Here is a 13,020-nt window from a genome sequence, read left to right as displayed (position 1 = left end):
CGGAAAACAAAAAGCCCGGCTATGCCTGCCGGGCTTTTGCGTTAATTTGATCCAGATCACTTTTCAGCTGTGTTTTCCACTTTGGCGGCAGATTGCCAGCCACCACCCAGCGACAGGAACAGGTTGATCTGATCCTGTGCCAGCTGGCTATCGGAGGCCGCCAGCGCGGCATCGGCACTGGCCAGCGTGCGATCAGAATCCAGACTGGTCAAAAATGGCGCCCGGCCGGCTTTGTACATGGTGCGGTTTTCTGCCGCCACCTGACGGGCCTTGTCTCGCGCGGCGCGCAGATCAGCGTTGCGCTGCAGATCATGCGTGTAGCGGGTGAGGGCGGTTTCGGTTTCCTTGAGCGCAGAGAGCACCACACCATCAAAGTGGGCCAGTGCCGCATCGGCGCCTGCCTCGGCCGCGTGAATACGGGCGTGAGAGCCGCTGTCCGGAATGGTCCAGGTAATCAGCGGACCAATGCCCCAGCGATTGGCGGCGGGCGTACCCAAGTCTTCCAGAATACCGGTTGAGCCAATCGAGGCGCCGATCTTGATATCCGGATACAGGTCAGCCGTGGCGACGCCGATTTTTGCCGTGGCGGCGGCCAGTTGCCGTTCTGCTTCGCGGATATCCGGCCGGCGCTTGAGCAGGGCGGCGCCATCGCCCACGGGGATCGCCTGGGCCAGTTTAGGTTCTTCGTTGCACTGGATGGCCATCTGGTTCATTTCGGCCGGAGTTTTGCCAACCATCACGGCAAGCTGGAACATGGCCGCATCATGGTCTGACTGGAAGCGGGGCAGATTGGCGCGCAACAGATCGGCCTGGGCTTCGGCCCGCAGCACGTCGGTGCTGCGTCCGCGGCCGGCGCTGGCCATGCGGCGGGTCACGTCGACACTGTGGTTTTGCAAATCCAGTTCATGCTGGGCGACCGACAACTCCCGGTTGGCCGAACACGCCATGACGTAGGCCCGCACGGTTTGCGCCACGACATTGACGCGGGCCAGGTCCAGCGCGGCCTGGGCGGCTTCAGCGTTGGCGTGGGCTGCTTCTTCACCGCGTTTGAGTTTGCCGAACAAATCCAGGTCATAAGAGACGGACAGGCCGACATCGCCTTCATTCAGTACCGGCAGTTTTTCAGTCAGCAAGAACGACTCGCCCGATTCCTGGGCGCGTTTGGCGGCGAAGTCGACACCGCCATGCAGCCCGCTTTCCGCATCTACTTCACCCATGATGTAGACCGCGCGGCGCAGGTTGGCAGAGGCCACGCGCAGATCGGTATTGGCGCTCATGGCTTGCTGCACCAGGCCGTTCAGCTGCGCGTCGTCATAGAGTTTCCACCAGTCATCCGGCACCGGGGCAATGGCCACGGCCGGATCATGCGCGCCAATAAACTGGCCGGCGGCGGTGGGGTTCTTGATGGCGGACTGGTCTGGCACGCGGTAATCCGGGCCGACCGTGGTACACGCCAGCAGCGACTGCAACAAAGCCAGTGCCAGCGCGGTTTTTACAAGTTTCACGATTTTGCTCCTGCCTGGGCTTTGGCGGGCGCTGCATCTTGCAGCACCGACACCGTGGCCGTGCGGCCGGCAACCAGCCGCAGATCTTCCGGAACTTCATCCAGCGCAATGCGCACCGGCACGCGCTGGGCAAGGCGCACCCAGTTGAATGTCGGGTTCACGTTGGGCAGGCCAGTGGCGCCTGCCGTGCGGTCGCGGTCTTCAATACCGGCGGCAATGCTCTCTACGTGGCCGTGCAGACGGCGCGATTCGCCCATGATGATGATTTCGACCGGCTGGTTGATGTGTACGCCAGCCAGTTTGGTTTCTTCAAAGTACCCGTCGACATGGAACGAATGGCTATCGACCACTGACAGCACCGGGCGCCCGGTGGTCACGTAGTCGCCCACGCGGGGCACGCGATCATTCAGATAACCGTCAACCGGGCTGATGACCGTGGCGCGCTGCAGATTCAGTCTGGCCACGTCCACCGCGGCCTGGGCCTGGGTGATGGTGGCCTCGATCTGTTCCACTTTGGCGATGCTTTCTTCGGTGGTTTCGGTCGCCACCAGATCGGCCAGTTTGCGGTTACGGGCCGCTTCACGTCTGGCCTGGGCCAGCAGCGGCTTTTGCAGCGCAACGGTGGCCTCGGCCTGGCGCAGTGCCAGTTCAAAGCGGGCCCGGTCGATCACAAACAGCACCTGGCCGCGTTTGACCATCTGGTTGTCGGCAATGCTGACGTCGGTAATCTGGCCAGAGACATCCGGCGCCACTTGCACCACGTCAGCGCGGATGTGCCCGTCACGGGTCCACGGCGCGGTGGTGTAGTAGTCCCACAGATGGCGGCCGACGATGAACGCGGCGATAACAACGATCAGGGTCAGGACAATGGTCCCTGTTTTGCGGATGATTTTATTCATGGTTTTAACCAGTGGATCAGGGATACGGTTGCGCCAAGCACGAGTACATACAGCGCAAGGTTAAACAGCGAGCGGTGCCAGACCAGCTTGTAAAAGCCGATACGGGCCAGCACAAATCGCAGGCCCCCGGTCACGAAAAAGGCAATCACCATCCAGGCCAGCAAGCTGGGAATGTAGACGCCGTAAATATCAATTTCACCGCTCATTGGGTGCTTCTCTTTTCATATGTGTTTGTGTCTGGCTGCATGGTGGTGGCTCAGAACGCAGGTACTTGCTGGTAACCAGGTGCGCCCGGGAACAGGCTGACCCGCAATTCCACCAGCGCGTGCAGTGCCTCGCGGGAGGCATGATCCGCCCGGCCAATCACCAGGCTCATGGCATCATCAATCCGAGCGCGCAACGTTTCAGGGGCGTGGCGGTGCCGGCTGTTTTCAATACGGGCCTGATAATGGCCGGCGACGCCACCCAGCACCGCGTCGATGGAGTGGCGATCCAGATCGGACAACCCCAGCTCGTCACGCTGCAGTTCCAGGGCGCTGTAACCCACACGCAATTCGGTAAAACCATCGCTGTAACTATCGTCACCGCTGGCAGCCAGACGCGGCACCAGTTGGCCCAGACGGTCCAGCATGCGTGAACTCAGGCGGGCGTAATCGCGGGCGTCTTCGCCCCCTGCGGTGTTGGCCAGATCGCGCCAGCTGGCGTGGACCAGACGGTGCGTTGCAAGCTGTACGCCAAACGGGCGCGTCACCAGTGTCCAGATCAGCGCGAACAAGGCACCGGCGGCACCGGCCAGGTTGCCGTTGAAGAACGCTGTGAAGTTAGCGTCGTACGCGCCTTGCAGGCCGAGGAATGTCGCGGTGTTTACCGACAGCAGCATGGCAATCATGTTGAAGCGGGGCAGCGGAATCAGCGTTCCGATAATCAGGAACGGCACCGCCAGCAGCGCCACCAGCATGACAAAGTCGTGCGAGGCCGGAATGATGGCAAACAGCATCACCGCCGACAGCGCGATACTCACAATGGTCCAGACAAAAAACAGCCGGATAAAGGGCGCCGGTTCATCCATTGCCGCAAAGAAACACGACGCCACTGCGCCCAGCGTGACCGCGCCGGCACCATCTTCCCAGCCCATGCCGATCCAGATCATGCAACCGGCAAAAATAGAGACTGAGGCGTTCACCGCGGAAAACAGCATGATGCCGTGGTCATAGTGGCGCGCGCCGCCCATGACGTCCCGGCGGGTATATACCGGAACCCAAGGCTGAACGTTAGCCTGGCCGGATAACAACTGTTGCAGGTGCAGACAGTCTTGCCACAGTTCGATCAGCGTGCCCACGCGTGAACGCATGGTCCGGCCCAGCGCGCTGCGCCACTCGCTACTGTGCACAATGGTCTGGCCCAGACGTTCGACTTCTTCTTTCAGGCGTTCGCCATCTTCCGGCCGCGAAGCGGGGGAGAGAATCCACTGCGTGACATCGTGCATCAGCGTATCAATGCCCTGCGGCAGCGCCTGATTGTTGGCGCGCAGTTCCTGCATCATGCCGCTCATGGACGACAACACCGGCAGCAACATGCTCATGCGGCCACGCAGGGCGCGGGCATAGTTCACGGTGTCGGCGGTATCCGGGTCGTAAGCCAGCTGGCTGATCAATTGATCCAGCGCCAGGATATCTGCAGCCAGGCGATGGCGGCTGACCGGATGCACGCGCTGATCTGCCGCCGGGGTCAGCGTATCGGCCGCCCAGGACGCCGCATCACGCAACCACGCTGCGGTACGGGCGCTGATCACCGGCGCCACCTTGCCCGGAAAGATCAACCCGGCAACGACGCTGGCGCTCAGAATCCCTACAAGGATTTCCTGCGTCCGTGCGCTGGCAATATCAAACACATTCTGCGGCGCGTTGACCGCGGGCAGGGCGATCATGGGCAGCGTATAGGCGGCCAGCATGAAGACATAAGCGCGCGGGGTGCGATCCAGCAAAGAGATATACAGTAGCGTGCCGGTCCAGGCCCCGATGGCCGCGGCCAGCAGTACCGGCGCATTGACCAGCAATGGCACCAGTACCACGGCGGCACTGGCGCCCAGCATGGTGCCCAGTACCCGGTAGAGTGCTTTGGAGCGGGTAGCGCCGGTCAGCGGATGCGACACCACGTAGACCGCCGCCATCGCCCAGTACGGACGTGGCAAACCCAATGCCAGCGCAATATACAGGGCCAGCATCGAGGCAAAAAAAGCTTTGAAAGAGAATAACCAGTCTCTTGCGGTGGGCCAGTGCATCATGATGGCCTCACGCTTTGTCTGACTGGGTGTTGCTGGCTGCGGCGGCTTCAATCGCGCCAAAGACCCGCAATGTCGCCTGGAGATCTTCCTGGCTGATGTTCTTGAGTACCTCAGCCCGCAGGCTGATCAGATCCCTTTCGATATTTTCGCTCATGGCCCGCCCCGCCTCAGTCAGCCACAACGTATTGGCGCGCCGGTCTGCCGGATCTACCTCGCGCCTTATCAGGCCCGCTTTGGCCAGCTGGTCCAGCAGACGCACCAGCGACGGGCTCTCTATTCCAACATAGTCAGCTAATGCAACCTGGCGTACCCCTTCGCCCAGGCGGCCGATGAACAGCAGCGGGGTGGCACATGCGGCGGAAACGCCATAGACCGTGACAGCATCCTGTGAAACCTGGCGCCAGTGGCGGCCTACTTGCAACAGGGAGCTGGTCAGGGCGAGGCGAAGTGTATCGAGATCATCCATGGCGTAAAAGTTACCATGGGGAATATTCGTTAGCAAGCTAATAATTGGCCGGTAAGGCGTGATGATTGTCCGCTAAATTGAACAATGATGACCATGGCTGGTTAGATTAGCTTGTCATCACTATGGCTGTTCAGCATATCAGCCATCCGGGCAGTGATCTTGACCATATCCGCTTCGCTGCGGTCGATACCGTAAACCGAGAGGGGAAAGTTGAGCGGTTGCTGGTGCTGCCAGATTTGCTCGTGCGCCGAAGCGGGCAGAATATGCGCCGGATCACCGACAGCGACCCAGCCGATCGGCACGTGTTCTCCGGCCAGTACGCGCGTCTTGATATGCACTACGCCGTGAATGCGGATTTCACAGCCTTGTTCCAGCTGCGCACCATGAAATACAGCGGCACCGGTGGCGATGAATACCTGATCTGCCACCGTGCAGCCCACCACATGCGCGCCCGGCCCGACGAGGCAAAAGTTGCCCATGCTCAGCGAATGCGCTGTTGTACTGCGCAGTACCGCGTTCTCCAGCACGATGCATTGTTCCCCGATGCTGATCTGTCCGCCTTCTGCAATGATCTGCGCGCCGTACATGATGCGGCAGTTGGGGCCGATGCTGACATCGCCACAGATCACGGCGTTGGGGGCAATCCAGGCCGTTGGATGAATGCGGGGAGAGCGGCCAGCGTGCGCGATCAGCATAAAGGTTCCGTATCAGGTGGGCGGGAAGGGTGCCTTGATTACTGTAGCTGATGTACTGCCGTTTGATGCGGGATCGTGACGGGAATGACGGGCAACAAAAAACCCGGCACAAGGCCGGGTTTTGTACGCCTCTGTAAAATTACACAGGCGTGATGTTCGAAGCTTGCTTGCCTTTCTGGCCGGTCACTACATCGAAGCTGACCTTTTGACCTTCTTGCAGCGACTTGAAGCCGTTGGAGTTGATCGCCGAGAAGTGAGCGAACAGATCTTCGCCACCATCGTCAGGAGAAATAAAGCCAAAGCCCTTGGCGTCGTTAAACCACTTAACCGTACCGGTTGCCATTACCTAAGATTCCTATGTCTTGAATTGAGCATGCGCTCAAGAGCTATATCATACGCAACGTGTATGCCTTGTACAAACGTCTGGACACGTAACTGCGTCATAACTGCGTCATTTAAGGCGAATCTATGACAGGCGGAAGGTATTTTGACCGTCAGAGAGGGCATTTGGCGCCCGAAGGTGCACGCATGACAATAAAAAAGCCTGCAAGGTGCAGGCTTTTTTATTGTCGCAGCCGCGTGATCAGGCTTGTTCAGCGTCACCTTGAACGGCTGGCGTGGCCTCTGCAGCGGGTGCAGCAGCGGCGGCCTTGACTTTGGCTTGCGGTTTGGCGGCCTGGATAATGCTGGCGGCGTTCTGTTTTTCAGACTCGGTGATCTCGCCGTCGGGCTTGCCCTTCAGGTTGAACCGCTTGCCACCGCGGGCCAGTTGTTTCTGATAGGTCAGGCGGGCGCAGTGCTGGCTGAGCGCGCGTTTGACAACAACGGCATCAAAGTGCGGCAGGGCAGCGACCAGCGTATCCAGCGTGCCAATGGCCAGTGGGCGGTTTTCGCGCAGTACCGAAAAACGGCGGTACATTTCCTCGTTGATCATTTCGAGTTGTTTGCGCTTGCTTTGCGTGCCAATGGCTTTTTGCAGGGCATCGCCAAGGGAAGAAGAAGACATGTTCGGTACTATCGGGTTCCTGATTGGCGGCAGCATACCGCGCCCGCCGTGCGGACTCAATGCCGAGTGCGCTGGCAATGCTGCTTTGTGGCCAATTTTGATGATTTTTTGATAAAAGGAGCGCTTTGCCCGACCACAAGGCGGGCTGTCGCTCCTTGCTTGCACACTTCAGGCTGCTTGCATGGTGGCCAGCAAACGCTCCGGATGATGGCGTTGTGCCGCCAGCAAAAACACATCGGTAACCTGACGTGCTGCCGTCAACAGCGCCGGAAAACGCGCCGCATCCTGTTCATCCAGCCAGGCGCTATAGCTGTTCCACAGCGGCAAGTCCTGGTGCTCGGCCAGATACCGCGTGGCCGCGTGCAAGCGCTCATCGGCAGAGGTTGCCACCTGGCGCAACTGGCCACGGGCGCTCTGACGCAGGATTTCCAGTATATAAACCGCGCCGCCGAGCCCTTCCGGGTCGATGGCAGGGATTTCTACCGCCGCCGGCACGGGCAAGCCCAGTTGCGCCAGGTCATGCAAAAGCGCCGCTTTGCGTGTTCGTACGGCCCAGTCAGGCACTTTGCGCTGGACATCCGCCGCCGCCAGGTGGGCTTCCAGGGGCAGCAATGCCGCAGCGTGCGCCGTCAGGAACGCGCTGTAGCCAGACAAAGTGGTCAGGGCAAAGCCGGAGAAAGCCTGATCCAGTGCTTCGTGACGGTCGGCCGTAGCCAATTTCAGATCGATTCTGGTCGTCATGTCGTCCTCTTGCCGCATCCAGTTGATTGCACAGCACAATTGCTGCAATGCAACGTCGTGACGGGGACTAACACTATAGTCCAGTTTCTGACCATCGATCACTTTCACGTATATATTTGTGTACAACACGCCCGGATTGTGGTTGCGATCATGTTGTTGCCAACTGGCGTGAGGCACGCGGTTTACGAAATACCAGCCAGTTGCCGGCCATGACCAGCATCACGCCGGCCAGCGCGACCGGCGTCCAGTGGTAGCCCTCCATCCACGCTGAAATATTCAGCGCCACCAGCGGAAACAACACCGTGCAGTACGCCGCTTTTTCCGCGCCCAGCCGGCCCACCAGCATCAAATACGCTGTAAAGCCGATGACTGAGCCCGGGATGGCCAGCCAGAGCAGGGCGCCCAGATAAACCGGGCGCGTATCCAGCACAAACGGCACGCCAGCCGCCACACCGCCCAGCAGCAGGACCAGCGCCCCGAACAGCATTGCCCACGCGTTGGTCTGCGCGGGTTTCAGTCCTTGCGCCTGCAAGCGCGCAGACAACAGGTTGCCCGCAGAAAAACACAGCGTGCCGGCCAGCGACAGCATCAGGCCCAGTACCGTTGCGCCGTGATCATGGGCGCTGGCGAACTCGGGCGAGAACAAGGCGACAAGGCCCATCAAACCGACAACCGAGCCGGCGATCACATTTGCCGCAATGGCGCGGCCCATGAAAATGCGCGCATTGATGGCATTCCAGAGGGTAGACGTGGAAAACACCACGGCTTCCAGACCGGTCGGGATATAGCGGCTGGCGTTGTAAAAACACAAGAAGTTGACGCAGAACAGGCACAAACCCTGAATCGCCACGGTACTGATGGCGCTGCGCGGCGGCACTTTGAGTTGACGGCGCCAGGCCAGCAGGCCAAACAACACAATCGCCGCCAGCCCGAAACGCCACGCAATCGACAGCGCAACCGGAGACGGGCCCAGTTGAAGCTTGATCGCAAACCAGGTTGTTCCCCAGACGAAAACGACCACTAAATATAACAATGCATTCATGATCCGCATTTCAAGGTGTTGAACTGCGCTTTATTCAACCAGCCTGGCCCGTCCGGCACTTGCAGAATCTTGCGCTTTTGTCGCGCCGAGATGCGCGCCCGGACCGGAGCCGCGTAATATTCGCAGCATGATCATGGATACCGCATCGCTCAAGCAGAATGTCTTTACCACGCTGTCGCACTCACGCGCGGCGCTGGAACAGGCGGGGGATCTGGGCGACGGTATGGCGGTGGCTCGCTGGCACAACCAGAACGATGCCACCCGCTATCGTGGCCCCGGGCATCACACTGTCTCGCTGTATCTGGCGGGCGGTTATCAGACCTGGCGGCGCGACAAACCTGGCGTGTACGGCGCGCCGGGCCGGCTGTGTGTGTTGCCGGATGAGCATGAGTCGGAATGGGTCATACAGGGCGATCTGCAATTCATGCATCTGTATTTCTCACCCGCCCAGTTCGCCCACGCGATCATTACCTTGCTTGATCGCGAACCCCGCAGTGTGCAACTGCATGATCTGACTTACGCAGAAGACCCGGTGCTGGCGGCACTGTGCGGACAGATCTCGCAGCAGAACTGGCAAGATGCCAACGCGCGGCTGGCGGCCAATGAACTGGCCCATACCGTTCTGGCGCACCTTGTCCAGGTACATAGCGGACGCCGTATTCACCTGGCCAAAGGCGGGCTGGCACCGCATATGCGACGCCGTTTGCTGGAATATATAGATAGTCATCTGGACGCCACGCTGACCCTGGGCGAACTGGCTTCACAGGTGGCGCTATCAGAGTTTCATTTCGCCCGGGCTTTCCGGGACAGTTTTGGCATGCCACCTCATGCCTGGCTGACCATGCGCAGACTGGATCGCGCACGGCAGCTCTTGCGACACAACGATCTGCCATTGGTCGATGTTGCTGCCGCTTGCGGTTTTGCTGATGCCAGCCATTTCAGCAACCGCTTTCGCGCCGTTCTGGGCGCAAGCCCGTCGCAGTATCGCGCGGTACTAAGCAAGTAAAAAACGGCTTTACACCACACAACCTCCCGCAGACACACCGTCATGGTGAACGGCTGATTTATTGCGCCCGTAATCACTATTGCCGTTTGTCATATTTAGCATGCGTGCTTAGACATGTACCTTGCAAAGAAAGGTACATCGCTATACGATGCACTCATCGTATCGTGTATTGCACGGTAGGCTGGCATACAAGGTAGTGCCAGCAAGAGGAGTGGCGCATCGGCGGGCACTGTGGCCGGTCAGATGCAACCGATCAAAAGCCGCAGTAACCGTCGTGAACTGGAGCAATCAAAATGAAACAACAAGCATTCATGTCGCAACTGGAATCAAGCCTGGCTGGCCTTGCTCAAGCGGATGTCGAGCAAATCCTGGCGGACTACGCCGAATATTTCCGCGCTGCCGCCCAACTGGGCCACAGCGAAGATGACACCGCCGCAGGCCTGGGCGACCCCAAGCGCATCGGTCGCGACCTGCGCGTGCAAAAGCTGTATGGCCAATGGCAACAGAAACACACCATCGGCGGCCTTGTACGTACGGTTGTCGCCATCGCCCGGCTTGGCGCGCTGAACTTCCTGCTGGCGATCCCGTTCATGATTTATCTGACCGTGCTGACCGCAGGCATCTTTATCAGCAGTGCGGTGGTGGCGGGGGCGTTGGTCGCGCTGATTGCCGTGGGCGCGCATGCGCTGTTTGGTGCGCCGACGGTCAAATTGACGGATGCAACCGGTGGCACCGGTGATCTGAAGGTGGTCGCTCTGCAGCAAGGTGCGCCCAGAAAGGATCTGTACCGCTTCCGTAATGACGATGTCGAAGTCCAGTTGCAAAGCGGCGACCAGGTCGAGTTGACCGAACGCAGCGGCAAGGTCACCCATTTGCTGGCGCGTGATGGCGAACTGGTGACGGCAGATACCCCGCCGGCCAGCCTGGACCATGGCTATCGTATTGCCCAAGGCAATCTGCAATCGGTGAGCGTCAAGTCAACCGACGGTGAAAACGTGGTCTGGAGCCAGGACAGCAAGCTGGGCCGGATCGACTGGTACGCCCTGAACCACAACGGTATTGATGCCACGATCGTGACCCCGCGTACCGGTGCCGACCACGTTGCCATCACCATCAACGACGGCCAGATCCAGGTGCGTGTCCCGGCCGGTCACCATCAGACTGCCCACGTACTGCGCGCTTCGGTGGGTGTCTTGTTGATCGCCGCACTGGTGCTGTTTGTCCTGATCAAGCTGGCCGTCATGACCTGGCGTGGCGTGGTGCGCTACGGTCGTGACCAGATTGCCCAGATCCCGTTGCATCTGGTGTTCTGATCGCTCGCCAGTCAGCTCCCCGTGTTGGTAAGTCCTGGGCCGGTTTTGCACCGGCCCTTTTTTATTGTGTTGGCTCAGCCGGCTGCCGGTGGGGTGGGGGGGCTGCCTGGCGCGTGCCCCAAAACGGGTCAGGTTTGGCTGAATATTCACCAGAATGTGAATCTTCACTTGCCTGAGTGGTCGTTTCTGCCGGTTTCCATGTATTCCGAACCGGTTGCAGCGCTCCTAAAATTGCGTTAGCGCGATGGGGCAATGCCTTTGACATAAATGCCCCACGATGCACTGAAAAGTCCAGCACCGGAGTTGTGCTCCCGCCATCAAGGACAGGTGGTGGCTGATCTTTATCAGAACCAGAAAGTAACAAGGCAATCCCGTGCCGGGTGCGCAGCCTGCCTGCGGCCCGTTTTACCCGTAGTACTGAGGAGTTCGAAATGCATACAACCGCCAAGAGCCATCAATATGGCAAGGCGCTGACGGTATTGACGTCGCTGTTTTTCATGTGGGGCCTGATCACGTCGCTGAACGATATTCTGATCCCCCACCTGAAAGCCATCTTCTCGCTCACTTACCTGCAAGCTGCGCTGATCCAGTTCTGTTTCTTCACTGCGTACTTCGTGGTGTCTTTCCCCGCCGGCTTCATCATCCGCAAGATCGGCTACAAGCGCGGTATCGTGCTGGGCCTTGTTACGGCCGGCCTGGGCTGTCTGTTGTTCTATCCGGCTGCAGGTGCACAGTCGTACCCGTTCTTCCTGTCGGCACTGTTCATTCTGGCTGGTGGCATCACCATCCTGCAGGTGGCTGCCAACCCGTACGTCACCGTACTGGGCCGTCCGGAAACTGCATCCAGCCGTCTTAACCTGACCCAGGCGTTTAACTCGCTGGGCGCAACGCTCGGTCCTTTGCTTGGCGCCGTAACCATTCTGGCTGTCGCAGCACCGGCCGCAGGCGCGCAAGGTTCCGCCGCTGCCCAGGCCGCCGCAGTGCAAACCCCGTATCTGGTACTGGCTGGTCTGTTGTTCTTGCTGGCGCTGATTATTGGTCTGGTTCGTCTGCCGGTGATCAAGGAAGTCGAAGGGGCGGATGAAGCCACCCGCGCCAAAGAAGAACGCGTTCACGGCAAGAAGAGTGTCTGGGAATTCCGTCACCTGGTGCTGGGCGCGGTGGGTATCTTTGCTTATGTCGGCGCAGAAGTCGGTATTGGCAGCTTCCTCGTCAGCCTGATGGGTCAGCCGCAAATCGCCGGCCTCTCGCCGGAGTCGGCCGGTAAATATCTGTCTATTTACTGGGGCGCCGCCATGGTCGGCCGTTTTATCGGCTCCGCGCTGATGACCAAAATCAACCCGGCCCGCATCCTGACCGTCAATGCACTGATCAATGCAGTATTGATTGGCGCCGCCATCGTGGCGGGTGGCAAAACCGCCATGTGGTCGCTGATTGCAGTAGGCCTGTTCAACTCCATCATGTTCCCGACCATCTTCTCGCTGTCGCTCAAGGGTCTGGGCAGCTACACCAGCGAAGGCTCCGGCATTCTGTGCATGGCCATCGTGGGTGGCGCCATCGTGCCGGTACTGCAAGCTGCGCTGGCCGACCACATGGGCATCCTAGTCTCGTTTGCCGTACCGCTGGTTTGCTATCTCTATATTGTGCACTTCGGCGCACGTGGCCATCGCGAGATGGTCGGCAAATCCAGCCCGGCTGAACGTCGTGCTCCGGTGGCGCAAGGCGCCTGATCTATCAGTAATTGATAGAGGCCTTTCTGAAAAAGGAGGGCCAACAAACAAAAAACCGCTCGAGAGAGCGGTTTTTTGTTTGTTACGCCTGTATTTCGTCGGCCGTTTTTGCGCTGGATAACTGATAAGCGCATGCTCGAACCCTTCGCCCCAAAATTCCGGATTTACCTATTTCCTTTTTCATCAACGACTTGAGTGATCAGGTCAGGAAATATTGCAGGAGGGTGTTGACGGGTGTCGGGGAGGTCCGTATAGTTCGGTTTCTCCGCTGCAGACACAACAGCGAAACAGCGAAAACGAAGAGTCTAGCAGGTTTCGTAGTGGATGTGGCAA

At 59.4% G+C, this 13,020-nt stretch carries 13 protein-coding genes; 3 read left to right on the top strand and 10 right to left on the bottom strand.

The features are described from left to right. Window positions 1–56: 56 nt before the first annotated feature. From IEX57_RS20600 to IEX57_RS20555, 10 genes are all read right to left on the bottom strand, one after another. On the bottom strand, window positions 57–1,505 hold the full coding sequence (locus IEX57_RS20600; RefSeq protein WP_188707118.1) for an efflux transporter outer membrane subunit: 1,449 nt from the start codon (window positions 1,503–1,505) through the stop codon (window positions 57–59). Beyond that, the gene (locus tag IEX57_RS20595; protein ID WP_188707115.1) at window positions 1,502–2,404 is read right to left on the bottom strand and encodes an efflux RND transporter periplasmic adaptor subunit; all 903 of its coding nucleotides are present in this window, start codon (window positions 2,402–2,404) and stop codon (window positions 1,502–1,504) included. The genes IEX57_RS20600 and IEX57_RS20595 overlap by 4 nt, the downstream gene beginning before the upstream one ends. Next, window positions 2,401–2,610 (bottom strand): DUF1656 domain-containing protein, encoded by a 210-nt coding sequence (locus tag IEX57_RS20590; RefSeq protein ID WP_188707113.1) that lies wholly within the window; start codon window positions 2,608–2,610, stop codon window positions 2,401–2,403. Before IEX57_RS20590 ends, IEX57_RS20595 begins: the two co-directional genes overlap by 4 nt. Before the next feature lie 50 nt (window positions 2,611–2,660). Further along, entirely contained in the window at window positions 2,661–4,685 is a 2,025-nt protein-coding gene (locus IEX57_RS20585; RefSeq protein ID WP_268238367.1) for an FUSC family protein, read from the bottom strand. 10 nt (window positions 4,686–4,695) lie between these two features. Then, the gene (locus IEX57_RS20580; protein ID WP_229709159.1) at window positions 4,696–5,190 is read right to left on the bottom strand and encodes a MarR family winged helix-turn-helix transcriptional regulator; all 495 of its coding nucleotides are present in this window, start codon (window positions 5,188–5,190) and stop codon (window positions 4,696–4,698) included. A gap of 65 nt (window positions 5,191–5,255) precedes the next feature. Then, window positions 5,256–5,849: a gamma carbonic anhydrase family protein gene (locus IEX57_RS20575; RefSeq protein WP_188707109.1), complete on the bottom strand. Its 594-nt coding sequence runs from the start codon at window positions 5,847–5,849 to the stop codon at window positions 5,256–5,258. 139 nt (window positions 5,850–5,988) lie between these two features. After that, window positions 5,989–6,192: a cold-shock protein gene (locus IEX57_RS20570; protein WP_188707107.1), complete on the bottom strand. Its 204-nt coding sequence runs from the start codon at window positions 6,190–6,192 to the stop codon at window positions 5,989–5,991. A 240-nt stretch (window positions 6,193–6,432) separates the two neighbouring features. After that, window positions 6,433–6,855, bottom strand: a complete 423-nt coding sequence (locus IEX57_RS20565) for a ProQ/FINO family protein (RefSeq protein ID WP_188707105.1) — start codon at window positions 6,853–6,855, stop codon at window positions 6,433–6,435. 168 nt (window positions 6,856–7,023) lie between these two features. Further along, window positions 7,024–7,596, bottom strand: coding sequence for a biliverdin-producing heme oxygenase (locus tag IEX57_RS20560; protein WP_188707103.1), 573 nt, complete (start codon window positions 7,594–7,596; stop codon window positions 7,024–7,026). Window positions 7,597–7,744: 148 nt separating this feature from the next. Continuing rightward, entirely contained in the window at window positions 7,745–8,638 is an 894-nt protein-coding gene (locus IEX57_RS20555; RefSeq protein WP_188707100.1) for a DMT family transporter, read from the bottom strand. 133 nt (window positions 8,639–8,771) lie between these two features. Between IEX57_RS20555 and IEX57_RS20550 the strand changes: the two genes are divergently transcribed. The 3 genes from IEX57_RS20550 (at window position 8,772) to IEX57_RS20540 (ending at window position 12,687) form a co-directional block, all read left to right on the top strand. After that, a complete protein-coding gene (locus IEX57_RS20550) occupies window positions 8,772–9,644 on the top strand; it encodes an AraC family transcriptional regulator (RefSeq protein ID WP_229709157.1) in 873 nt (290 codons plus the stop codon). A 293-nt stretch (window positions 9,645–9,937) separates the two neighbouring features. After that, window positions 9,938–10,957 (top strand): DUF1700 domain-containing protein, encoded by a 1,020-nt coding sequence (locus IEX57_RS20545; RefSeq protein WP_188707096.1) that lies wholly within the window; start codon window positions 9,938–9,940, stop codon window positions 10,955–10,957. A 431-nt stretch (window positions 10,958–11,388) separates the two neighbouring features. Continuing rightward, a complete protein-coding gene (locus IEX57_RS20540) occupies window positions 11,389–12,687 on the top strand; it encodes a sugar MFS transporter (protein WP_188707094.1) in 1,299 nt (432 codons plus the stop codon). The last annotated feature ends 333 nt before the right edge of the window (window positions 12,688–13,020 follow it).

The sequence above is a fragment of the Silvimonas iriomotensis genome (assembly GCF_014645535.1).
Classification (GTDB): domain Bacteria; phylum Pseudomonadota; class Gammaproteobacteria; order Burkholderiales; family Chitinibacteraceae; genus Silvimonas; species Silvimonas iriomotensis.
Note: the sequence above shows the minus strand (reverse complement) of the source record. Positions and strands in the feature narration are given on the sequence as shown.